The 24,452-nt window shown below is 44.3% G+C and carries 23 protein-coding genes; 10 read left to right on the top strand and 13 right to left on the bottom strand.

Annotated features, from left to right (window positions below; genetic code table 11):
• The first annotated feature begins 27 nt into the window (after nt 1-27).
• Nucleotides 28-1,047, top strand: coding sequence for an adenosine kinase (locus tag IE130_RS13125; protein WP_189586750.1), 1,020 nt, complete (start codon nt 28-30; stop codon nt 1,045-1,047).
• A 125-nt stretch (nt 1,048-1,172) separates the two neighbouring features.
• Here IE130_RS13125 and IE130_RS13120 read toward each other — a convergent pair whose 3' ends face one another.
• Nucleotides 1,173-2,447: an O-acetylhomoserine aminocarboxypropyltransferase/cysteine synthase family protein gene (locus IE130_RS13120; protein ID WP_189586809.1), complete on the bottom strand. Its 1,275-nt coding sequence runs from the start codon at nt 2,445-2,447 to the stop codon at nt 1,173-1,175.
• A gap of 285 nt (nt 2,448-2,732) precedes the next feature.
• Nucleotides 2,733-3,413, bottom strand: coding sequence for a Fe-S biogenesis protein NfuA (nfuA, locus tag IE130_RS13115; RefSeq protein WP_010200634.1), 681 nt, complete (start codon nt 3,411-3,413; stop codon nt 2,733-2,735).
• A 493-nt stretch (nt 3,414-3,906) separates the two neighbouring features.
• Between nfuA and IE130_RS13110 the strand changes: the two genes are divergently transcribed.
• The 4 genes from IE130_RS13110 (at nt 3,907) to IE130_RS13095 (ending at nt 8,662) form a co-directional block, all read left to right on the top strand.
• A complete protein-coding gene (locus IE130_RS13110; RefSeq protein WP_189586747.1) occupies nt 3,907-4,920 on the top strand; it encodes an alpha/beta fold hydrolase in 1,014 nt (337 codons plus the stop codon).
• Nucleotides 4,921-5,032: 112 nt separating this feature from the next.
• Entirely contained in the window at nt 5,033-6,100 is a 1,068-nt protein-coding gene (locus IE130_RS13105; protein ID WP_010200636.1) for a bifunctional nicotinamide-nucleotide adenylyltransferase/Nudix hydroxylase, read from the top strand.
• Between the two features lie 299 nt (nt 6,101-6,399).
• On the top strand, nt 6,400-7,797 hold the full coding sequence (locus IE130_RS13100; RefSeq protein WP_189586744.1) for a nicotinate phosphoribosyltransferase: 1,398 nt from the start codon (nt 6,400-6,402) through the stop codon (nt 7,795-7,797).
• Nucleotides 7,798-7,801: 4 nt separating this feature from the next.
• Nucleotides 7,802-8,662 carry an SGNH/GDSL hydrolase family protein gene (locus IE130_RS13095; protein WP_189586741.1) on the top strand — a complete coding sequence of 287 codons (861 nt, stop codon included), beginning with the start codon at nt 7,802-7,804 and terminating at the stop codon, nt 8,660-8,662.
• A gap of 165 nt (nt 8,663-8,827) precedes the next feature.
• Here the strand turns inward: IE130_RS13095 and IE130_RS13090 are convergent, their stop codons facing one another.
• On the bottom strand, nt 8,828-9,127 hold the full coding sequence (locus tag IE130_RS13090) for a type B 50S ribosomal protein L31 (RefSeq protein WP_010200640.1): 300 nt from the start codon (nt 9,125-9,127) through the stop codon (nt 8,828-8,830).
• Between the two features lie 790 nt (nt 9,128-9,917).
• On the opposite strand from IE130_RS13090, the gene IE130_RS13085 reads away from it, so the two are divergent.
• Complete coding sequence (locus IE130_RS13085; RefSeq protein WP_189586738.1) at nt 9,918-10,523, top strand: YceI family protein; 606 nt, start codon at nt 9,918-9,920, stop codon at nt 10,521-10,523.
• 84 nt (nt 10,524-10,607) lie between these two features.
• Here IE130_RS13085 and IE130_RS13080 read toward each other — a convergent pair whose 3' ends face one another.
• Nucleotides 10,608-11,042, bottom strand: a complete 435-nt coding sequence (locus IE130_RS13080; RefSeq protein WP_189586735.1) for a COG4315 family predicted lipoprotein — start codon at nt 11,040-11,042, stop codon at nt 10,608-10,610.
• 714 nt (nt 11,043-11,756) lie between these two features.
• Between IE130_RS13080 and IE130_RS13075 the strand changes: the two genes are divergently transcribed.
• Nucleotides 11,757-13,424 carry an FAD-dependent oxidoreductase gene (locus tag IE130_RS13075; protein ID WP_227676222.1) on the top strand — a complete coding sequence of 556 codons (1,668 nt, stop codon included), beginning with the start codon at nt 11,757-11,759 and terminating at the stop codon, nt 13,422-13,424.
• Between the two features lie 156 nt (nt 13,425-13,580).
• On the opposite strand, the gene IE130_RS13070 is transcribed toward IE130_RS13075, so the two are convergent.
• Complete coding sequence (locus IE130_RS13070) at nt 13,581-14,258, bottom strand: LOG family protein (RefSeq protein ID WP_010200649.1); 678 nt, start codon at nt 14,256-14,258, stop codon at nt 13,581-13,583.
• A gap of 504 nt (nt 14,259-14,762) precedes the next feature.
• Between IE130_RS13070 and IE130_RS13065 the strand changes: the two genes are divergently transcribed.
• Nucleotides 14,763-15,716, top strand: a complete 954-nt coding sequence (locus IE130_RS13065) for an alpha/beta hydrolase family protein (protein ID WP_264997274.1) — start codon at nt 14,763-14,765, stop codon at nt 15,714-15,716.
• 55 nt (nt 15,717-15,771) lie between these two features.
• On the opposite strand, the gene IE130_RS13060 is transcribed toward IE130_RS13065, so the two are convergent.
• Entirely contained in the window at nt 15,772-16,512 is a 741-nt protein-coding gene (locus IE130_RS13060; protein ID WP_189586732.1) for a putative quorum-sensing-regulated virulence factor, read from the bottom strand.
• Between the two features lie 180 nt (nt 16,513-16,692).
• On the opposite strand from IE130_RS13060, the gene IE130_RS13055 reads away from it, so the two are divergent.
• Nucleotides 16,693-17,283: a M23 family metallopeptidase gene (locus tag IE130_RS13055; protein ID WP_189586728.1), complete on the top strand. Its 591-nt coding sequence runs from the start codon at nt 16,693-16,695 to the stop codon at nt 17,281-17,283.
• Here the strand turns inward: IE130_RS13055 and phoR are convergent.
• From phoR to dtd, 3 genes are all read right to left on the bottom strand, one after another.
• Nucleotides 17,280-18,368: a phosphate regulon sensor histidine kinase PhoR gene (phoR, locus tag IE130_RS13050; RefSeq protein WP_227676221.1), complete on the bottom strand. Its 1,089-nt coding sequence runs from the start codon at nt 18,366-18,368 to the stop codon at nt 17,280-17,282. The genes IE130_RS13055 and phoR overlap by 4 nt on opposite strands.
• A 62-nt stretch (nt 18,369-18,430) precedes the next feature.
• Complete coding sequence (gene phoB, locus IE130_RS13045) at nt 18,431-19,135, bottom strand: phosphate regulon transcriptional regulator PhoB (protein ID WP_010200659.1); 705 nt, start codon at nt 19,133-19,135, stop codon at nt 18,431-18,433.
• Nucleotides 19,136-19,279: 144 nt separating this feature from the next.
• Nucleotides 19,280-19,732: a D-aminoacyl-tRNA deacylase gene (gene dtd / locus IE130_RS13040; RefSeq protein WP_189586726.1), complete on the bottom strand. Its 453-nt coding sequence runs from the start codon at nt 19,730-19,732 to the stop codon at nt 19,280-19,282.
• Nucleotides 19,733-19,848: 116 nt separating this feature from the next.
• Here dtd and asd point away from each other — a divergent pair, with 116 nt between their 5' ends.
• Nucleotides 19,849-20,691: an archaetidylserine decarboxylase gene (asd, locus tag IE130_RS13035; RefSeq protein WP_189586723.1), complete on the top strand. Its 843-nt coding sequence runs from the start codon at nt 19,849-19,851 to the stop codon at nt 20,689-20,691.
• Nucleotides 20,692-20,839: 148 nt separating this feature from the next.
• Here asd and IE130_RS13030 read toward each other — a convergent pair whose 3' ends face one another.
• The 4 genes from IE130_RS13030 to fadA form a co-directional block, all read right to left on the bottom strand.
• The gene (locus IE130_RS13030) at nt 20,840-21,445 is read right to left on the bottom strand and encodes a DUF1287 domain-containing protein (protein ID WP_201574556.1); all 606 of its coding nucleotides are present in this window, start codon (nt 21,443-21,445) and stop codon (nt 20,840-20,842) included.
• A gap of 91 nt (nt 21,446-21,536) precedes the next feature.
• On the bottom strand, nt 21,537-22,166 hold the full coding sequence (locus IE130_RS13025; RefSeq protein ID WP_189586720.1) for an HD domain-containing protein: 630 nt from the start codon (nt 22,164-22,166) through the stop codon (nt 21,537-21,539).
• A 124-nt stretch (nt 22,167-22,290) separates the two neighbouring features.
• On the bottom strand, nt 22,291-22,866 hold the full coding sequence (locus tag IE130_RS13020) for an isochorismatase family protein (protein WP_189586717.1): 576 nt from the start codon (nt 22,864-22,866) through the stop codon (nt 22,291-22,293).
• Nucleotides 22,867-23,189: 323 nt separating this feature from the next.
• Nucleotides 23,190-24,362, bottom strand: coding sequence for an acetyl-CoA C-acyltransferase FadA (gene fadA, locus IE130_RS13015; RefSeq protein ID WP_189586714.1), 1,173 nt, complete (start codon nt 24,360-24,362; stop codon nt 23,190-23,192).
• Between the last annotated feature and the right edge of the window lie 90 nt (nt 24,363-24,452).

The raw sequence follows: 24,452 nt of genomic DNA, 5'->3' as shown, positions 1-24,452 counted from the left end.
TATAATTTAATTGAGGAGAAATAAGCAATGTACGATGTAATGGCGATAGGGAATGCCTTGGTTGACCACGAATATGTGCTATCTGATGCAGCGTTGGAAGAGACAGAGTTGACCAAAGGCAATATGACCTTGGCAGGTATCGAAGAGCAGCAGCAGCTGTTGGCCTATTTCCAACTTGCACAAATTGCGCCATCAAAACAAGCGGGTGGCGGCTCAGCAGCCAATACCATGTACGCCTTTGCCAGCTTAGGTGGCAAGCCGTTTTATGCTTGCCGTGTGGGCGATGATGATCAAGGCGCCTTTTACCTCAGGGACTTGCACGAAGCAGGCGTCGCCACCTCAGACAAATCTATCCATGAAGGCGGTGTAACTGGATCTTGTGTGGTTGCCGTTACAGAAGACGGTGAACGCACCATGCAGACTTATCTAGGCACCTCAAGCGATATTGTCGCTGATAACGTCGATTTTGATGCGCTAACGCAAGCAGATTGGTTATATCTAGAAGGCTATTTAGCCATGTCCGAGGGCATCCAGCCAGCCATGACTCAGTTACGTCAGCAAGCTGGCATCCATAATGCAAAGATTGCGGTGAGCTTCGCTGATCCAGCGGTGGTTAAATTTGCCAAAGACGGTTTGCTCAATATGCTGGGCAATAAAGTGGCAGTGATATTTTGTAATAGTGAAGAAGCCAAGCTCTTTACGGATAAAAAACAAGTCAAAGCAGCCGCGCGTGCCTTACTTGAGCATTGCCAAATTGCGGTAGTGACGGATGGCGAAAAAGGGGCGGTTATCGCCCATAAACCTGATGCCGAGTCAGAGATTGTGGTATATGATATTGCTACGCCAGTCGTTGCCAATGTCATCGATACCAATGGGGCTGGCGACAACTATGCAGGGGCGTTCTTATACGCGTTATCGCAGCAGTACACCTTACCAGAATGTGGTCATCTTGCCAGCGAAGTGTCCGCACAAGTGATTCAACAATTTGGCCCACGACTCATGCCGCAAGATTATAAAGAGATTGCCAAACGGGTACTGTCCGCTTAATCTCTAAACATATTTTAGGACGGCACAGCCCTAATAAAAAAGCCCATATCGATTTGATATGGGCTTTTTCTTTTGCAAATTATTTTATTGTTAAGAAAATTATTAAGAAATAAGAAACTTGCAGATTAAGCCGAGGCTAATGCCTGTTCTAAATCGGCTTTGATATCGTCGATATGTTCAATACCAATCGACAATCGCACCATATCAGTACTCACACCAGCATTCTCTAGCTCTTTCTCGTTCAACTGACGATGTGTGGTCGTCGCTGGATGACACGCCAATGATTTAGCATCACCGATGTTGACCAAACGCGTAATCAGCTGCAACGCGTCAATAAAGCGCGCCCCAGCTTCAAGGCCACCTTTTACCCCAAAAGTCAAAATAGCTGAGGGCGTACCCTTCATGTATTTCTTTGCAAGCTCGTGCTCAGGATGATCTGGCAGACCCGCATATTTTACCCAAGCAACTTTATCATGGTCACGAAGGTATTCAGCAACGGCTTGGGCGTTCTGTACATGACGCTCCATACGCAAGCTCAGCGTCTCCATACCCTGCAAGATACCAAAAGCATTTAATGGACTAAGTGCCGCGCCAGTATTACGCAGCGGTGCCACGCGAGCACGAGCGATAAAGGCCGCTGCACCAACGTCCTTGACGAAGTTCACACCGTGATAACTGTGATCTGGCGTGTTCAGCAATGGGAAACGCTCAGGGTAATCACCCCAAGGGAACGTCCCACTATCGACAATCGCGCCACCAATCGAGGTGCCCGTACCACTCATATATTTGGTCAATGAATGAATGACAATATCCGCGCCAAACTCAAACGGACGGCAAATCGCTGGCGTGGCAACCGTACTATCAATCACCACCGGCACACCATATTCGTGCGCGATGTCACTGAGTGTTTGAATATCAATAATGTTACCCAGTGGATTACCGATACTTTCAGCAAAGACCATCTTGGTTTTATCATCAATTAAATCACGAATCGCCTCAGGGTTTTTGTGGTCAAAGAAGCGTACTTCGATACCTTGACGCGGCAAAGCATGGGCAAATAAATTGTAAGTACCGCCATACAAGGTCGATACAGCAACGATGTTATCACCCGCTTCACAGATGGTTTGAATCGCATAAGTGATGGCTGCCATACCAGATGCTACTGCAAGCGCGCCGATACCGCCTTCAAGCGCCGCAACACGCTCTTCTAATACCGCATTGGTTGGGTTCATAATGCGCGTATAAATATTACCCGCGACTTTTAAATCAAACAAATCTGCGCCATGCTGGGTATTATCAAACGCATACGAGCTGGTGTGATAAATAGGCACAGCGACCGCTTTGGTCGTTGGCTCAACACTATAACCCGCATGAATCGCCAAGGTCTCTAAGCGCTGCATTGGTTTTGCCCCATTATCTGAATTGGTCTCTGGTTGTCCATCACTCATAACAAACTCCTTGGTAGTCACTAAAAAAAGCATCAATCAAAATAGATCATTTAAAGGTATTGATTGACCAATAATCTCTAAAAAAGCCATCTTATAAATGATAGCCATAAAAAAAAGCTGAGTTAATCATAACCCAGCTTCTTTATGAAAAGAATAGCCAATTTTAGGTTTATTAATAACCACCCAGCATAAGCAACCCTATTTCAATCTACTTCTGATTGTATTGATACTTACCACTTATTTGTAATAAGCATTTTCCGTACGGGTATGATCCGTCTCATCGATGACTTGTGTCAGCTCTGGTATTTGCTGCTTAAGTTGCACTTCGACGCCTTGACGCAAGGTCATGTCGACTGCTGAACAGCCTTGGCAACCACCACCGAATTTCAGTACAGCAGTGAGACCAACGCCTTCTTCATCAATCAACTCAAGCAACTGTACGTCACCACCATGCGCCGCTAAGCCTGGGTTAATCTCAGACTGTAATACGTAGTTGATACGCTCTTCTACGCTAGCATCAGCACCCACTTTTGGCATTTTAGAGTTTGGCGCGCGGAAAGTTAGCTGACCACCGAAACGATCTTTATTGTAGTCAATGACCGCATCTTCTAAATAAGGGACTGACGACGCTTCAATAAAAGCAGAGAAATCATCGTAGGTAAAACGTAGATCAGCACTGTCTTCTTCGCCTGGTTGGTTATAAGCCATACAGCACTCGGCACGCGGCGTACCAGGATGCTCGACGAAGATACGCACACCGATGCCGTCGGTATCTTGCTTGGACAGTAAATCGGCCAAATAACCTTGGGCTGACTCGGTAATGGTAATATTACTTTTCGTTTCTGCTTGCTCAGTATCTAGCGCTGATTCATAGTCTGCAGATTGATCTGATTGGCTGGCTTGATTGTGCTCACTCATAATTTTTCCTATGCGTTATGACACAAACGCGACTGCTGTCATAGCTGCTGTGTCGTGAATTTGGGCAATTTGGTTTAACAGTTATCAAGCATAACGGCTGATATTATAGTGCTCTAACGGCAATCTTGATAAAGGTTTGATGATTTTATAACCACTATTATAGCGCATTCAGTCGATAATTCCGACTGCGCTACTGCGAATTAAAGCGTGACCGTTATAAATAGCCACTATTGGTTTTTTTAATGGTGACATATAAAAGATAAATAGGTGACATTAATATAGATAATAGCTACGGCTAATAATGCTACGCAAAATTATTTAATTACCCACACCGCGTCTGCTATTGTTTATATTAAGGCTGCTTGATTGATTATCAAGGATGAAAGTGTATTAGGGGTTGCCGAGTAGACATATCGTGCTACTCAGTATTAACCATACAATAAATGATGTCATAAACGATGCCATAACAAAACAATCTAGACGAGACCGCTTTATGATGACAGAAACCCTAAAACTGGTAAGCACCAAAGATGGTGAGCAAATAGCCGTTTGGAAGATTGTGGATACTGCAAAAGATGAAAAGAAGACTGATGTCCTCACCACCAATGCGCCTAGGGTAAAAGTGCAAAACATCCTATTGACCCACGGTACATTTTCGGACAAGCAAACTTGTTTAAGAATCGCTCACTATCTGGCGCAGCTTGGTCATCATTGCTACATTATGGAATGGCGCGGTCATGGTGCGAGCTCGATACCAACAGACAAATTCAACTTCGAAACCGTCGCAACTTATGATTTTGAGGCCACCTTTCGTTACTTATTTTCTGAGTTCAAACTGGATAATCTACACTGCGTCACCCACAGTGGCGGCGGTGCCTGCCTAACCATGTTTTTAATCCAAAACCCCCAGTATATTGACCACATCAACAGCATCAGTATGTTTGCCTGTCAAGTTTATGGCGCAGTATCGAACCCGATTAGCTACACTAAAATTCTCGCAGCCAAAGTATTTACGAGACTACTAGGCTTTATCCCAGCTAAGAAGCTTAAAATGGGTCCTTTTAACGAAAGCTATTATACGATGAACCAGTGGTACGACTGGAACCTGAACAAAGACTTTAAAAGCAGCTTTATACAACAAAGTAAATTTGAAACAACGACAATTGATGAAAATACGCCCTCTAACATCGCATCTGAAAACTCTGCATCTCATATTGCATCTAATACTGTATCTAATAAAAGCCACTTCGATTATCGTCAGCATATGCCAACTATTACCACGCCTATCTATGCGATCAGTGCTAAAGGTGACCATTTTATTTCGCCAACCCGTGGCTGTCAGTTGTTTTTTAATAAGTTTGCTAACCCAAAAAACGTCTTTCGAGAGTATTCCCTTGACCATGGAGACTTGGATGATTATACCCATAGCCGCATTATGATAAGCCGTAATGCTGCTACAGAGATTTGGCCAACGGTGACAGCATGGATAGAGAAGCATGCAAGGTAACGATGACACACCCCTACACATCTTTATACTTGTCAGAAAGTCATAGGCTGTGTCAGTATTAGCGTCATCAATTTTTAACCAATAAAAAATAAGTCGTAGGAAAGTGGCGTCTATGAGTGGATTATCAGAGCAAAATCTAGATACACAAAACCCAGATAAACAGGACAAAAAACACTATCGTTATTTGGTGTTTATTGGGCGCTTTCAGCCGTTTCATTGCGGGCACAAAGCGGTCGTGGATGAAGCATTGAAGCGTGCCGACAATGTCATCATGCTCATCGGCTCCGCAAACTTACCACGTAGCTTACGCAACCCCTTTAGCGTTGCTGAGCGCGCCGCAATGATTAAAGACGCGTATTCAACAGCAGATGCCGCGCGTATTCACTGCGTTGGACTCGATGATGCGCTTTACAATGACACACGCTGGCTGCAATACGTGCAAGCAGGTGTAAAGTCGGTCACTGGCGACTTGCAGACCGATATTGGTCTCATTGGTCATTCAAAAGACAGCTCATCGTATTATTTATCGCTATTCCCCAACTGGGCGTCGGTCTCTGTACCCAATTATCATAATCTATCGGCGACCCCTATTCGGGACAGCTATCTCATGGGTGCCACACCAACGCCTGAGCGCACCCCTGAGTCGACCCGCAACGTCCTAAATGACTTCAAAAAAACCGAGGATTATCAGCAGCTGCACGAAGAAGCTGACTTCGTTGATAAGTATAAAAGGCAGTGGGAGTCTGCGCCTTATCCACCTACCTTTATGACGGCAGATGCCTTGGTCGTCCAGTCGGGTCATATTCTGTTGGTAGAACGTCGCAGCATGCCAGGGCGCGGACTATGGGCACTGCCCGGTGGTTTCTTGAATCCAAAAGAGACCCTCTTTGATGCCTGTATCCGTGAGCTACGCGAAGAGACGCGCCTTAAAGTCCCAGAGCCAGTATTACGTGGCTCTTGTCATAGTCAACATACCTTTGACGACCCTTACCGCTCAGCGCGTGGTCGCACGATTACCCAAGCCTTTTACTTTCAGCTAAAAAACGATCCAAAGGGTCTGCCCAAAGTAAAAGGCGGTGATGACGCGGCCAAAGCGTTTTGGTTACCGCTTGCCGAATTGGATGCCACCATGATGTTCGAAGATCACTATGCGATTATCACTAAAATGGTTGGCTTGTAAGACGTTGTGTCATTGACTGTTTAGTGCATTAATGACTCATTTTCAATCAATGACACTCTATATAATTTATCTTATAAGTTTGGTTTTGTCAGTGCCACTTATATTTTCACCGCCCAAGCCGATAGACGGCAAGGGTTACTAAGCAGCATTTAGTTATCCTTACTAGATGCTGTCAATGGATGAACCGTTAGACTGTTGAACAATAAGTTGATGCTAATGTACATAAAATACTTTTAGTCCATTTAAGGCTCAACAATGATGCGAGTCGTCCATTTCACTCAAAGCAGAGGAGTTCTGTGATGTATACCAGCAATTTAAATAATTTAATCTTAAATAGCGACAGCTATAAAACCTCACATTGGGTTCAATATCCAAAAGGTAGTGAGTATCTATCCAGCTATATTGAAGCGCGTAAAGGCGATTACGATGTGGTGTTCTTTGGTCTGCAAGCCTTTATTAAAGAATACCTGAGTACCCCTATTACCCACCAAGATATTGATGAAGCCGAAATACTGATTCAAGCGCATGGCTTGACCTTTAATCGTGCAGGTTGGGAACGCTTAGTTGATAAACATGGCGGCTATTTGCCACTACGTATCGAAGCCATACCTGAAGGCAGCATCGTTCCAGTATCCAATGTGGTCTGTCAGATTATCAATACCGACCCTGAGTTTTATTGGCTACCAAGCTATATCGAAACAGCATTACTCCGTGCTATCTGGTATCCATCAACGGTCGCCAGCGTCTCGCACTATTGCAAAGGTATCATTCGTCAAGCGCTAGAAAAATCAGCGGACAATACTGAATCATTAACCTTTCGGTTGCATGACTTTGGTTCGCGTGGTGCGTCTAGTCAGGAGTCCGTGGCACTTGGTAGTCTTGCTCATTTGGTAAATTTTGCCGGTACAGATTCCATGACCGCTTTGGTGGCTGCCAGTCGCTGGTATCAAATGGATAAAGACATGCCTGCCTTTTCTATCCCTGCCGCTGAGCATAGCACCATGACTGCATGGGGTCGTGATGGCGAAACTGCTGCTTTTGCCAATATGATTGAGCAGTTTGGTGGGGCGGGTAAGAGCTTTTCAGTGGTCTCTGACAGCTATGACTTATGGAACGCCATTGACAATATTTGGGGTGGCAGCTTGAAGGACGACGTAAAAAACATGGGCGGTACTTTAGTCATCAGACCTGATAGTGGTGAGCCTGCTAAAGTAGTCCGCGAGGCACTGGAGCGCTTGGCAGTGAAGTTTGGCACGACGGTTAATAGCAAAGGCTACAAAGTTTTGCCAGATTATGTACGTGTCATCCAAGGGGATGGCATTAGTCCGCAAAGCTTGAGCAAAATTATCGACGTGGTCATGAAAGCAGGATTTAGCGCCGAAAACGTGACCTTTGGTATGGGTGGTGGATTACTGCAACAAGTCAATCGCGATACCATGAGCTGGGCGATGAAAGCCAGTGCCATCTCTATCGATGGTGCATGGAAAGACATTTATAAAGACCCTATCACTAGCCGCTCAAAACGCTCAAAAAAAGGTCGCTTGGCGTTGGTCGAAGACAGCAACGGACAGCCAACAACCATCAAAGCGGATGATCTACTTGCTGATGCAGACAACCTGTTACGTGACGTGTATGTCGATGGCAAATTACTCGTCGAAGACAGCCTCACTACGATTCGGGAGCGTGCAGGATGGTAGCCATATGATAAATAGCCATAAAATGGCGTCGGTTGCACGCGACGTCCTACTCGCCCCCGTTTATCTTTATCAAGGCCGCAAAATCAAGCGTGATACGGTGCGTTTGCCTGAGCCAAACGGAGAGCGACACGGACATATTCAATTAGGCAAACCGACTGATACCATTGCTAATACTGAAGATAAGACCAAGCAAACGCTAAATCTCATGATCGTTGGGGATTCAGCAGCAGCGGGTGTTGGTAGTCAGACACAGCATGAGGCACTCGTCGGTAATTTGATGCCAATCTTAGCGCAGCAATCCGTGATTAATACTCAATTTGCTAACTTGGTCTGGTCGTTGCAAGCGACCACCGGACATACCAGCTTTGATATCTTGCGCAGGCTTTATGTGCTGCCCGCGCCTAACCACCCTATCGATGTAATGGTGCTGAGTGTTGGCGTCAATGACACCACCTCGAATGTCTCTGTAGGTAAATGGCAGCAGCAAATCGAAGATATTGTTGCGATCGCTCAGCGTAAATTTGGCGTACGGCAATTGATTTTTTTGAGTCTGCCGCCTATGGCGCAAATGCCTGCGATACCTGCCCCTTTGAACAACTTCGTCGGCGCTAAAGCTTCAATGCTTGATGAAACATTACAACAAGTATGTGCAAGTAATGAAGGCGTGACTTATATGGCCACTGATTTTCCACGGATGATAGAAGAGCACTCTAAGGGCATGCCAATTGATATCAAGGTGATGTTTGCCAGTGATGGCTTCCACCCTAGTAGTTTAATGTATGGCTACTGGGCACAGCAGTTAGCAGAGCTCATTGTCAAGTTGCTTAATTCATCAGCTGCCGAATTGAGCAGACCTACTTTCTAAAAGCTAATATATCAAAGCTGATATCTCAAAAACTGACAGCTTGAAAAATGACAGCTCAAGATTTAATAATCTAAAACTTAACGTTGAAGTTTAAACAAAAAAAACCGCTGAATAATCAGCGGTTTTTTATGGCTTAGCAAAATAAATTGACGCGATAAGCGTAACTTATTCAGCAGAATCAGCAGCTTGTTCAGTAGAATCAGCAGCTTTCTTGTTACGGCCACCAAACGCACCAAAGCGTTTGTTAAAGCTAGCAACACGACCTTCGGTAGAAGTTTTACGTTGCTCACCAGTATAGAATGGATGCGACGCACTTGAGATATCAAGTGGGTAGTATGGGTATTCTTTACCTTCGTATTCACGAGTGGCTTTAGTTTTAGCCGTTGAACGAGTCAAAAAGAACACGTCAGCGTTAGTGTCGTGGAACAAAACTTCTTGGTAATCAGGATGGATATCTTTACGCATAATAAACTCTCTATGTCCGATGTATTTACAGTCTTATTGACAATGTGTCGAAGCTTTTATAAAGAAATTCTTATAAAAAAGTTCTTATAAAGAAGCTCTCATAAAAAAGCACTTATAAAACTGAGCATACGTAACTGAGGCACTAAGGACATTTGCAAGGCTGGCAGCTACGTCACTGGCTTATTCCAGCACCCAACACCATACCTCTGCTTACCTAGCCTTCCCCAGTGGGAAAATTAAACCGCGATTTTAACGGTTTTTGGCGTTTGATGCAAGCAGCAGTTGCGATCATCATAGATGATAAAGCACCAGCAAACCGACAATGCTATTGAGATAAGTATTCTATGCTATTATAATATTTGATTAGATAAACCACTTAATAACGACGAAATTTGTAGATTATTTAAATAATACCTGCTTTTTAGGGCATGTCCTCATTTTAAAAATGGTGATAAAAATGAGATAAATTGCAGTCAAACGAGGAAAATAGCGCAGATAATATCGGGATATTAACCAGCTATTTAACGATGTTTGGCAAAATTTAGCCATTTTTAGCCCGTTTAGATATGATCAATTGAATTGAGGACACGCCCTAGTATTGAGTTTTTAGTATTAAGATTCATAAAGTATTAGCCGTGTTGCCCATAGCCTGCTTTTATAAATACTTACTGCTATTATGACAAACGTCACCTCAGTGACCATTTAATACTCGTAAATTAATCATCGTTAAATTAACGGTTATTAAATGAAGTACTCCTCATTAACAGTCACTAAATAAGGATAATAAACAATGATAAATACTGCCCTAAAAACCACCACGAAAGCCCTACTCATCAGCTCAGCACTTGCGGTCACCACCATGGCAAGCGCGGTATTACCTAGCCAATGGCAATTAGATGACTCACATACCCGTGTCGGCTTTTCTGTCAATCACTTAGGGTTTTCAACGACCATGGGTCGCTTTAATGATGTGCAAGGTGTGGTCAATTACGATATCAAGGCCCCTAGCAAAACCAATATGAGCTTTACAATTGCAACCGATAGCATCGATACCAATTGGGATGCCCGTGATAAGCATCTAAGAACGGATGAATTTTTTAATGTGGCTAAATACCCAGCGATGACTTTTAAATCTACCCAAGTCACTTTTAGCAACCCACAACAAGCCAAAGTAACGGGTGATTTCACCATGCTTGGTCAAACCAAGCCCCTCACACTAGACGTAACGTTAAATAAAATCGCCAACAGCCCTCTTACGAAAGAGCCAGTCATTGGTTTTCGTGCTACCGGTATCATTGATCGCGCAGCCTATGGTATGACGGCATTTGCTGCCGGCATCACTACCGATGTTCCCATTCAAATCGATGGTGAATTGGTACAGAAAACAATAAAATAGCGCTGAAATACTTTTTAAAAAACCTTTACCTAAAAAAGCAGCCACTATGATGGCTGCTTTTTTTCGACTTGAAACCTACTTGTTTTATTTAGTTTTAATAATATGCCAAACGCCAAGCTTGTTATCACCGTCGGTATCGCCAACTTTTGTATCATTGGCATAAAAGTACAAAGGCTTACCATTGACAGCCCATTGATACTTACCATCTTCCCGCTGAAAAGCAGCGAACTGACCAGAAGCTTGGGCATTGCTCGGTGCCATAAACGCTGGCCAAGCCAGTAGACATGCCGAGCCACACTCTGATTTGTTCATGGAGTCTTTGTCAAAGGTATATAGCGTCATTTTGTTGGTAGCATCCACTAACATCCCATTCATACTGGCAACTGGCGCTTTATTGCTCATGGTAGCTTGTACGTCATGCATGCCTGAATCGTCATTGCCAAACACATTGTTTAGCGTCGAACAACCCGTTACGGTCAACACACTGGCTAGAGCAGATAACATCAGAATACGTTTCATAATCACTTCCTTGTATTTAAAAGTATTTAAAAAAAACATCTTATTAATCTAGATTTTTATTAAACTGAATTTTTATTGAACATGGTGTTTATTAATTATCAATATTGCAATCTGCTGATTTGTGCGATAGTTAAGTCATACGCTCAGACAGTTGCTTTACTTTCATAGGCCTTACTTTCATACGCTTTACTCTCACAGAGGATTTCAAGTGATTTTACTATAGCATATGCTATAAAACGGTCGTTTTTGTCAGAATATAAACTTACAAAAACCTGCGAATATTACAAATTAATAAACCATCACATGAATCTTATGAGCAAAGGTATTTCATGTTGATGGACGTTTAAAGGATTGTTGATACTTAAATGATGCTAGGCGTCTCATTTCTATTTTTGTTTTTCATGGTCAAGACAGTCCATCGCAATTTGTTGACAAAACTAATGCATCTACTTACGTATTTGTCATCATATACACAATAGGTTTTCGTAAAATAGCGCTATAAATGATAAGCAGTATATGAGAAGAGCCATATAATCAAAAGTATGACTATAGCGGTCTCATATGAATGTTGAACTTGACTGTATCCGCACGCATATCAATAGCTACAACAAGATTCAAGACACTGACATGATCAGACACTTATATGCCCAAACAATTATATGAATAAGCAGAGCATGTCCCGACGCTGATGCTATCAAGGATATAACAACGACAATGACCGATAATTTTAGCAAAAACGCCTCTCAAGCCATCCTGCACGATGCTGAATCGCAGAATACTGATGCTCAAGATATTGATCTCAAAGAGATCGAATTTTCAGAGACTAAACTTGATACAGTAGCGGCTGCCACAAAGGACGAGCTATCTAAAAAACGCGTCGGCATTCTAGGCGGCGGTACTGCAGGGGCAACGATTGCTATTCGCCTCGCCGCACTAGGACTTGAAACCTACGTCTTTGAAAAGAAAAAGTCGCTTATCGATGGTCCACCAATGTGCCATTTGCACGCGGGTGGTAATCTATACCGTGAAATCCCTGACGAAGACTGCGTTGCTTTGCTTAAGCAGTGTATCGATATTCTTCGCCTTTATCCTTATACCATCGATGTACGTCCAACCGTATTTGCTGTCCCAACGCGCGACGAAGGCTTGCCCGAAGACTTGCTACCGCGTCTCGATATCTTGACGGATGCTTATCGCGAGCTCATCGCACAAGACAGCAATAACAAAGTACTGGGCGAACCGGAAAACTACTATCAGCTCTATAGTCATGAGCAACTGATTGCGCTGTCTGAACGTGAGCAAGTTGCGATACCGAGCACGATTGACGAATGGGTGATACCGGTTGCTAAGTATTTGGACTTGAACAAAGTGAAGTTTCCGCTTATCGTCGTGCAAGAGTATGGCTGGAATATTTTTCGTTTAGCCGCTTCTGCTCAACTCGCCTTAGAAGGCTATGAGCATGCGCACGTCTTTACCAATACAGAAATTAAGCAAGTCATGCCTGTGGATTGTGAGAACTGTACCAACGCTGATCACCATGTCACAAAATGGCGCGTCGATTACCAGCAAGCGAGCCGGTCTCAACCTGAGTCTATCGAAGTCGATTACTTGGTCAATGCTTGCGGTTTTCGCACTGGTGTTATCGACGATATGGTCGGTGTCAAAGTCGAGCGTATGGTTGAGTTCAAATCTTCTTATATCACGCACTGGGGCGACGCTGGTGGACAAATACCCGAGATTATCGTGTATGGCAGTCGCGGCACGCCAGAGGGTATGGCGCAGCTAACGCCTTATCCAGGCGGTTACTTTCAAATCCACGGTATGAGTAAAGCCATCACCCTATTTACTGATGGCTTGGTCGCTTCTGATAAAGCCAGTGCACAACCTCAATTACCGCCTCAGTATGTACATTATATCGAAGATGGCTGGGACAAAGCACCGCTACAAGCCCGTAGCCAGCAAGCGATTGAGTACGTAGCAGAGTTTGTGCCTACCTTTAACAGTGCGCGCACCGTCGGTAATGCCTTATACGGCGGACAGCAAATCCCGGGGCAGGACGATACCTTACGGGTAGCAGATGTGAGTTTATACTCTAATATACGTTACGCCCGCGCAGAAAATGTCAAAGCATCTTCTACCTTAATCGCTGCTGATCAAATCGTTAATGAATTGACGACTCTTGGCTTAATCGACAATGACACAGCAGAAAATCGTAGCCGCTATGCGCACGACTGGGCCTATCTAGCCAACAACGATAGCTTAACGATTGATAAAGTGGCACGCGTCTTGGCTGAAGATCGTGGTTTCCCAGCGGCGATGGCTGATGTCAATCATAGCATTCGCGCAATGGCGTTAGAGAATTTAACACCAGCTCAGCCTTAGGCGTTTGCCGTCTGTTAATACGTTCGATAAATCTGGCAGTAGCCAACGCTAAAGAGTATAGAAAAAAGGAGGTCGTCGCTAGTGATTAGCGACGACCTCCTTTTTTCTTATATACAATGAGACCATTTAACAGCTTATATTCTGATCTACCTATATTTAATTGCCTGCCATTTTTTCAGTATCGACCGCATCATCTATCGTCACGATTGTCCGTAACAAATCAATCGCTTCAGCGATGGTATTACAAACCACCAAACGCTCAAGATCTTGCTGCTTCATAAAGCCTTGTTCCGTGGTATATTTTAAGTGCTCAATCATGCGATCATAAAAGCCATTAATGTTCAGAATAATCATCGGCTTTTCATGTTGGTACAGCTGACGCCATGTGGCGATTTCCATAATCTCTTCGAGCGTACCAAGGCCACCGGGTAAAGTAATAAAAGCATCCGCGTACTCTGCCATGACCGTCTTGCGCGTGTGCATGGTATCGGTCAGATGCAGACGAGTCAGACCCTCATGGGCGATTTCGTGTTTGAGCATAAAGGTGGGAATTACACCAACAGCTTGCGCGCCGCCTTTGATAACGTCGTCAGCCACTGCACCCATTAGACCAATACTGGCACCGCCATAAACCAAACCCAACCCATTTTCTGCTAGAGCACGACCAAGCTCACGGGCTGCTTGCTCATAAACCTCACTGTTACCCAGTCGTGACCCACAATAAACAGCCACTAATGGCATCGCTAATGTTGATTTATCCACGGCTTTTTCGATATGAGTGATATCTTGGCTGGTAATAACCTCATAATTCTCATTATTAATTTTCATTTGCATATAACGCTCCTAAGTTTGCTTAGATTATTGTATTGAATGGTTCGGTAAAGGGGTTTATCGTTTGTTAGAATGACACAATATGACGTTTATCACTAACGTTAACTCGCTGTATTCTGTAGTGCTGCCACCTTTTACTCTTTTTACGCTTTGCTGATAAGAGCTTATGATGAGGCGCTCTCATAAGGTCTAAGGTGTTGTCAGCAGTCTATTAATTACGCATAATAAGCATCCGTCAAACTCACACCTATTTGTGATTTTTATATTTGTTTTTATAAGTGGTCAGTAGAAATAGCATAAATCTGGTTGCTCACAGAGAAAATAAAATAGCGCTCATTATCCTGCTATTTGCTAGCGTTTATCTTAACATAAGCCGTGCTATCACGCGGTAGCAACGATTTATCGCTACGCAATGACTACATTTTTTAGCACTGACTTGCTATAAAACGTTGCAGGTCAATACTTATCATCCTTAATAAAAACGACAAAACTCATCAAGGTATTTTTATGCATAATAATCATGCGCCATCTTCTGTAGCACCACAAGGTGACACAATCGACGCTAATAATGATCATGAAAGCAACGACGATAACGGCAGCTACTCACTAAGCATCATGACTGAGCGTAATCAAGCGTTGGCCGCAACGGTTTATCGTCCTACAGAAGCGGTCAAAGCCGCCGTCATGATAGCGCCTGCCACTGGTATCAAGCGTCAGTTTTATCATAACTTTGCGAGCCATTTAGCAGCGCAGGGCTTCGGTGTACTGACCTTTGACAACGAAGGTATCGGCGAGTCACTAGCAACCGATTTGGCCAAATGTGATGCCTCACTGATAAGTTGGGGTCGTCATGATATGCCAGCCGTCCTCGATGCGTTGCAAGATGAATTTCCTGATGCGTCTTACCATCTCATCGGTCACAGCGCAGGCGGTCAGCTGATTGGTCTGATGCGCAATTATGATGCTATCGCCTCGGTGTTCAATGTCGCTTGCTCGTCAGGTTGTATCAAGAACATGGACATGCCGTATAAAATTAAAGCGATGGGTTTTATGGATGCATTCATTCCTGTCACGAATTTTGCATTAGGTTACACCCCATCAGATAAAATCGGCATGGGTGAGCCGCTACCACGCGGCGTGGCTCGTCAGTGGCGCGAATGGTGCAATGGCTCAGGTTATATAAAGACTGCCTTTGGCAAAAGTATTCACACGCATTTTTATGATGACATTCGCATGCCAGCACTGTGGTTAGGCTTTAGCGATGACGAAATTGCGAATAGCAAAAACATCGACGACATGATTCGCGTCTATACAAAGATGCCGGTCGAAAAACGCTTTTTTGAGCCAAAAGACTTCGGTCTGAGCAGTATCGGTCATATGCGTTATTTTAGTGGTCGAACCAATGCCAAGGCACCTGAGTTATGGCAAATGGCGGTAGATTGGTTAAATCAGCAACAATAACTTCCAAAACTACAGCTTCGAGCATGAATAAAAATAGAACAGATGATAATGCGCTTTACTCTTTTGCATTTTCTACGTCTGCTGCCTTAATACGCTTCGTCAACGCTGAATAAAGCGACGGCTGCATGTTATGGATGTTACCGAGCATCCATTTCACATAGTTGATGGGTACGTCTTTAATCAGCTTACCTTTATGCTTACCAAAGGGCATCTTGCTCACGGGATTGGCTTTGTTAGAGATAGCATGTGCCGCCGCAAAATCCGTCGGCGCAATCTCTAGACGCTCACAGCAAGCTTGATAAAGTAAGTAGCACATACGCGCGTCACCTAGCGCGTCATGAGCGGCTATCGTCATTCTGCTCGCCTCAGACTTGCCCAATAATTGCTCGATACACTTAGATTGACTGTAAGCGCTCCACTCTGGGAAGGCCACGCGCGCCAGCCTCACGGTACAAATCAGCTTGGCAGAGGGACTGCCAATCACCCGCCAATCAAAACGTACGTTGTGACCAATTAAGTACTTGGGCAATTCAAATTGCTCCAAATCAAAACGCTCAAGCCCAGCCACATCTTCATCCGTAATACCATGCACTTTGATAACAACGGGTGATATCGAGCGACCGCTGTTGAAGTATTTCATCCACTCAAATCCGCTAGCCACATTAATCGTCGCCACCTGAATCGGTCGTGGATCACGGCCTTGATCGGTTTCGGTATCGATAACCAGCGCCGTATCAGCCGTGGTAGAAATGTCAGCCACGTTAGAAATGTCCGCAGAATTAAAAGCATCAGTCATAGAAAATTAACCATCAATAGCACCATCGTGGCTGAATAGGAACAATAAATAGATAAAACTCTATTTATTGTACTTGTATTTATGGGGGCAAAAACCATAGATAACAATGCTATACACACCTTGGAAGATAGGGGTTTTATAATACTAACTCAAACTACATCAGATATATAAGAGACATCAATGCTAGCAGATGGCAATAATCGACCACCAAAGCCAACACTATTCAGCCGTTTGCTAAGCCTAATAATAAGGGCTACGGTATTGCTAGCGCTGTTATTTGTATTTGACAAATTACTACCTAGCATTAGCCAACAGACACAGTCTTTTGTCGTGGCAAAATGGCAGCAACTGAGTTTATTGCAACAAGCGTTGCCCATAGAAAACAGCCTTCCCAGTCCACTACCAGAGCAGCATCTAACCGACACTTGGGGCGCAGCACGTAGCCAAGGGCGCTCCCATGAGGGCATTGATATTTTTGCAGCGCGGGGCACACCGATACAAGCTACGACGCAAGGCATTGTCAGCAAAGTTGGAGAAAATACATTAGGGGGACGCGTGGTAGTGGTGGTCGGACCGGGCGGCGCAGGACATTATTACGCCCATCTAGAAGATTATGCCGACATCGCGCCCAATGACTGGGTCAATGCTGGTGATATCATTGGCTATGTTGGCGACAGCGGTAATGCTAAAGGAACACCAACCCATGTTCATTATGGTATTTATATCAATGGCAGTGCAGTGAACCCCTACCCACTTTTACAAAAAGATTAAGGGGCATGGGCAGAACGTACATAAGCGCTAGGAAATACTGCACTAAAGGTCGAGCCTTTGCCTTCTACCGACTCTATGGTTAGTTGCGCCTCATGTTGATATAAGACATGTTTTACAATTGCCAACCCTAAGCCTGTACCACCCGTAGCACGGCTGCGTCCGCTATCGATGCGATAGAAGCGTTCCGTCAAGCGCTCGATATGTTGGGGCGCAATACCGAGACCATCATCTTCGACGGCAAAGCGGCAGCCTTCCGATGTTTTTGTCCAGCTGATAGCGATGTTGCCACCCTTTGGCGTATATTTGATAGCATTAATCACTAAATTGGATAAGGCGCTTGTTAAGTACATCTCTGAGCCATACAGTCCATCGTAAGTGTCTATCTGCAAATGAATAGTATGACCATATTCTTGGTTATACGCCTGCGCATCATCATAGATATGCGTCAGTAACTTGGTCATATCAATATCATTTAGCTCATGCGTCTCTTCTATTTCGATGCGAGACAACAGCAGTAAGTCATTCACAATCCTATTCATACGAGCAGTCTGCTGAGTCATTAGCTCAAAACCACGTCGCCACTGTGGGGGCATATCCTCTTGATCGGAGAAGTTTTCTAGATAGCCCATCAGCACGGTCAGTGGTGTACGCAGCTCATGCGAGACATTAGCGACAAAATCACGGCGCATTTGCTCCAAATGCTGCAAGCGGGTCACATCATAAATTATCAGTAGTTTTTCATCACCGAAAGGCGTCAGTTCACATTTTAGATAACGTTTAGGATCTCGCCATGACACCATGTGCACACCATCGCTCGGTGGCATGATAGCCTGATAATACTGGCGAAATTCAGGCACGGTGATAAAGTCAAAAATGCTTTGACCTTTATTACTTGACTGCAATAACAATAAATCTTCCGCTGCCTGATTCCACCATTCCAAACCATCATCATCATTGAGCAAAATGACCGCATCCCGTAGTGCTAGTAAGGCACTGCGGATTTTTTTGAGTTGATTTGTTGTATTGTGCTGGGCAACTTGCGCTTGCTCACCCTGTTGCTCATTTTTTATCGGCATTATCGTCATCGTTATCCTTACTACTGTCTTCTGCGTTGTTTTACGCTTGCCACGACTTGTTCTGTCTTGGTCTAATTGGATTCAATCAAGCTGGAAAACCGATACCCAGTACCGCGCACCGTTTGTATCAGCGTAGCACAGTCATAAGGCTGTAGTAATTTACGTAAACGCCGAATATGGACATCAATCGTTCGATCTTCAATATAGACATTGCCGCCCCAAACCTGATCTAGCAGCTGTGTCCGTGTATACGCACGCTCTGGATGACTCATAAAAAATGCTAACAACCGATACTCTGTCGGGCCGATATCAATGAGCTGACCTGCCGCCGTTACGCGCTGGCTTTTGGGATCTAAGCTAAGCTTGCCGATTTCGATAGGCTTGTCGGCGCTCAATGTACTACTACGACGTAGCACTGCCTTGATTCTTGAGATTAATTCCCGTGTCGAAAAAGGCTTGGTCATATAGTCATCAGCACCCGCATCAAGACCATGAACCTTACTGTCTTCCTCACTTTTGGCCGTTAGCATAATAACCGGTATCTCAGCGAGCAAATCGTCGTTCTTGAGCATACGACAAAAATCAATACCACTTTTTTCGCCGGTCAGCATCCAATCCAATAATATGAGCGCCGGACGGTGATCGACCACTTGCTGATGCGCCTCTGATGCGTCGGCAGCCTGTAAACTATCAAATCCAGCCATCTCTAACGTCATCACAATCATTTCACGAATCGCAGGCTCATCCTCGACGATCAAAATTTGCTCATTGTACATACGGCAACCTTATTATTATAGTCAAAATATCAGCGTTCAAAAAGTTAGCATTCAAAAAATCAAGATACAGAAAGAGGCGATAAACACTCACCCGTTTCTACTTATTAAACGGACTAATTATGACAGCTTGATGACAGATAATTTTTATACTTCTAATAAAAAGTTTAAGGGCCCATCATTGACGCTGGCAACTTGCATATCAGCGCCAAACTGACCAGTGGCAACATTGTGATGCTGAGTGTTGGCATAATCAATCAGTTGTGCAAACAGCACTTGAGCAGCATCAGGTGCCATCGCGCCACCAAAGTCAGGGCGACGACCCTTATCTGTTTTTGCCATCAAAGTAAATTGCGACACCAACAACAGTCCGCCACAGACCTGTTGCACATTTTTATCCAGTTTACCGACCTTGGCAGGATCTTCATCGTTTTCAAAAATACGATAGGCCAAGATTTTGTCGATCATACGTTGGGCAGTTTGCAGGCTATCTTCATGCCCCAAGCCAATATATGCCAATATCCCATGATCGATTTTGCCAATACAATGCTGATCGACGACGACACTGGCATGGCTCACTCGTTGTATAAGTGCTTTCATTTACTGATTCCTTAACAGATTATGCTCAGACAATAATATGCTGTCCATGATAAAATACAGCCATTAACTTGCCTAATTTTTATTCTTATTTCCAATCCTATTTTGGTAGCCTTATTATGAATGTATTTACCACCTTACAACAGCTTGTCCCGCAGCAGCAGCTGAGTAAAGTCGCTGGGCGTCTAGCCGCCAGCCGTCATCCGTACGTCAAACGTGCCTTTATTCGTGGCTTTGCCAAAGCTTACGGCGTCAGCTTAGGTGAGTATGAGCGTCAGAGCTTTAATGCTTATGAGAGCTTTAATGACTTTTTTACCCGTGAGCTCAAAGAAAATGCACGTACTATCGACAGCAGCGCCAACGGTATTGTCAGTCCTGCTGATGGTATCATCTCGCAGCTAGGTCAAATTGAAGACCATAAACTACTACAGGCTAAAGGTCGTCATTATGATGTTGGCCAATTACTTGCTGACAGCGAAGATGGTAGCTACTTCGCTGATGGTAGCTTTGCGACTGTTTATCTCGCGCCCAGTAATTACCACCGTGTGCATATGCCATTTGCGGGTACACTGACTAAGACCCGCTATGTGCCAGGCACACTGTTCTCTGTCAATAATACCACGGCCGAGAACGTGCCTGATTTATTTGCTCGTAACGAGCGTTTGGTCTGTTTATTTGATACGAAATATGGCAAAGCTGCAGTCGTGATGGTCGGTGCTATGATCGTCGCTGGCATCGAAACCGTCGCCACTGGCAAAATCAGCCGCACTGAAGACATCCAAGAAGCAGATCACGACATGAGCTTTGAAAAAGGCGCTGAGCTTGGACGCTTTTATTTGGGTTCAACGGCGATTGTCGTTTTGCCAAAAGCCGCAAAAGCGGATTGGCAGGACAGCATGAAAGCCAATAGCGTGGTAAAAATGGGACAGTTATTGGGTCAAGCAAAAGCTCAGCAAGCTTAATTTGTAAGAAACTCATAATACTGAAAAGCCCAGTTAAACGTAGATAATGACGTTTGACTGGGCTTTTTAATGGCTGTTATTTTGTACTACTTCCATTTTGTATTGCTTGTTTTTACAAGCTTTAGGCTACCTTGTCCAAAAGCCTTTATCAATATCGAAAGTGCTTATGGATAGGATAAGCAAATAGGATGTTTTCCTCCTGCGTACCACTTCCGATATTATGAATAATCAGCGGCGTACCATCAGCAGCTACTTTATCTGAGACGATACCGATATGCGGCAAGTTACTCTTTGGCAGCCGCCATGACACAACGTCTCCCGCTTGAAAACTGCCTTTATCGGTCGTAGATAACGTCTGTCCATGACGCGCAAAAAACGTTTCAAGGTTGGGCACGCGTCGATGATCGATATTTTTGTCCGTTGACTTTAAGCCCCAAATCTTTGGGTAGCCCGACCAATTTGATTTCATATCATGGTTGATCAATTGCTGCAAATCCACATTTTGCAAACGATAAGCACGGACAATCACATCGGTACAGACACCAGTCTCTATTGGTATATCGCCACGCGGAAACTCTAATTTACGATAAGTAGGATCATAATTCACCGTAACACCAATCTGTTTTTTAGCATCGTGCGCCAATTTATCGCCATCACTGATAGGAGCAAGCGCTTGTGCCATTTGCGCTAGTCCCAGCATGCTAATAAAGGCTAGCGATTTGTACCATGTTTTATAGTTCTTAAATAAGTGCATGGAACCTCTCTGTTATTATTGACACTGTTCAATATAAAGGTTTTAAACAGCGTCAAACATTGCGAGTCAGTAACAAGGTGACGCTATCAATTTACTTATCAACCAACCACCCTTGCTGGGTCGCGTGTTCAATGTTTTGTGATAACCAATCATGGATGGGAGGAAAGCTGTCTTTGATAAATTCATGCGCGCCAGCCACTTGCGAGCGTGTAACGCCAAGCTCAATCCACGTTTTGCCCTCAGTATTTAAATTAAGCAAAAATGGCAATAAACGATCGACCACTCTAAGTAGATCAGCCTCTTTGCTATTACCTGTCTCCTGCTCCTCCCAGATCTCACTTAAATCAGCAATCCCGTTACCGCGTTCGCGTTGTAATCGAGCAATACCCTCGCGCTCTTCGAAGTGCGCATCACGACGGGTATCAGCATATAAAAAAGTATCGCCCGCATCAATCTCACCCAAATCATGCACCAGTGCCATCTTAAGCAATTTTTCATGATTGACGTCCAACTCAAACAATTCAGCGATTGACCAGCATGCCATTGCTAAATGCCATGAGTGCTCAGCAGAGTTTTCCAAGCGAGTCGTCCCCGTCACATAGCTGCGTCGATTGACACGTTTTAGGGCATCAAGCTCTAATAAAAAATGCGTGACGTCATCTATCTTAATATTTGCATCGCGCGTTGGATCGGTCAATGTTATAGGTGTGTTTGAGGACATATTTCTCTCTGATTAAATGCAATACAGCGCCTGTCTTATCAAGCGCTGTTTTCACGAAAATAATTTATATTGATTGAAACAACAACGCTAAGAGTTTGTCATTCTCGACCCTTTATCGCATCCGCTACTTAATCAAATTACTAATAGTCTTAAAGGCAGGGTCTTGGCTACTGCGGCATAATTCAAACAGAATGGATTCTACTGTCGTAATCACGCCGCCAGCGCGTCGAATACGGCGAATGGCTTGCTTTTTGTCATAAGGAAAGCGCGATCCAACGGCATCGCCAATAATAACTGGCTGCATCCCATTATCCAATAAATCCAGCGCCGTTTGCATGACGCAAACATGGGCTTCGACACCAAATAATAGGACAATGCTGCGATTTTGCTGTGCGAGATAATGCCATGAATCATTATTATCACAAGCGCTAAAGGTAACCTTTTCAAAGCTTTTGGCATTGTCGCCTTCTAATACTTCACGTATCTCAGGTAGCGTATCGCCCAAACCTTTTTTGTACTGCTCGTTGAGCATAATTGGGATGTTGAGGGCTTGTAGACCTTTGATCAAAGTGACTGTCTTTTTGACGATATTTTCATGGTCATAAATATGCGGCGTTAAGCGTTCTTGAACATCGATTATCATCGCTTGGGTATTTTCGCGAGCGATTCGATAGGTACGATCGGTAATCATAGTAGACATGGCACACTCCTTGTACGGCTGACTTTATTGTTAAAGGCTATGTTAGTTTTATCATTGATATTGTCTTTGTTAGCCTTACGCTCATTTAGTCATAGTTTGCTGAGTGCGTCAATGGAGATAATTTTTAATCACAATACACAATCTGTTTTACAACATCGAAATTCATTAGTTTAGCCCATAAAAAAACCTCCAGCCATAATGACTAGAGGTCTTATTTATCAGCAAGTCGTTACTATCTAAGTATTCGTATAATCTTATTCATATGATGCCACCATCAACGACTGATGCTGATACGATGGCATACCGTATAAGTCAGACTAAAATTACACACGCTCAATGATAGTAGCAATACCTTGACCAAGACCGATACACATGGTAGCTAGACCGATTTCAGTATCTGATTGCTCCATCGCGTTTAGCAAGGTAACCGTGATACGAGCGCCTGAACATCCTAGTGGATGACCTAATGCAATCGCGCCACCGTTGATGTTGACGATGTCTTGCTTGTCCGTCAAGTTCAAGGCTTTTAATACTGATAAGCCTTGCGCTGCGAATGCTTCGTTTAGCTCAATGGTTTGCATATCATCGATGCTCATGCCAGCACGCTTAAGTGCTTTTTGCGTGGCAGGTACAGGACCGTAACCCATGATAGCGGCATCACAACCAGCCACAGCCATGCTGCGAATACGAGCACGCGGCTTAAGACCTAGCTCTTTGGCTTTTTGGGCGCTCATCACTAGCATTGCAGATGCACCGTCAGATAATGCAGATGACGTTGCAGCCGTTACCGTACCACCTTTAGGGTCAAAGGCTGGACGTAGATTTTGCATTTGCTCCATTGTCGCGTCTGGGCGAATCACTTCATCGACGGTACATAGTTGCAAGCGACCAGCAGCGTCATGACCTTCGATACCGATGATTTCATTGTCAAAACGACCTTCAGTAGTCGCAGCCCATGCACGGCGATGAGACTCAAGACCAAAGGCATCTTGCTCTTCGCGGGTGATGCCATTCATACGGCCCAGCATCTCAGCAGTCAAGCCCATCATGTTTGAAGCTTTTGCATAGTGCTTTGATGCTTCAGGGTTTAGATCAACGCCATGCATCATGCCGACGTGACCCATGTGCTCTACACCACCGATGATGAACACATCACCTTGGTTGGTCATGATTTGAGCAGCAGCAGTGTGTAGCGCCTGCATAGAAGAACCACATAGACGGTTAACGGTTTGACCACCTGCAGTCTTTGGAATACCAGCCAGCAGACCGATGTTACGACCGATGTTTAGACCTTGCTCTAGCGTTTGGTTGACACAACCCCAGATGATGTCTTCAACGTCGCGTGGATCGAAATCGTTACGTTCAACCAATGCACGTACCAATTCAGCAGACATGCTATCAGCGCGAACGTGACGGAACATGCCGTTTTTGGTTTTACCCATCGCTGAGCGTACGCCATCTACGATGACCACGTCTTTTGGACTTAAAATTGTCATACTATCTTCCTTTTCAATTTTTATTGTCAGTGTAGTCAGTCCACTTTAGTGCTATTACCTCGTCAATCTCGCTTAAAGTACAATACGTAC

The organism is Psychrobacter glaciei, assembly GCF_014652895.1.
Taxonomy (GTDB): domain Bacteria; phylum Pseudomonadota; class Gammaproteobacteria; order Pseudomonadales; family Moraxellaceae; genus Psychrobacter; species Psychrobacter glaciei.
The sequence above is the reverse complement of the archived record's forward strand: the minus strand, read 5'-3'. Positions and strand labels throughout refer to the sequence as shown.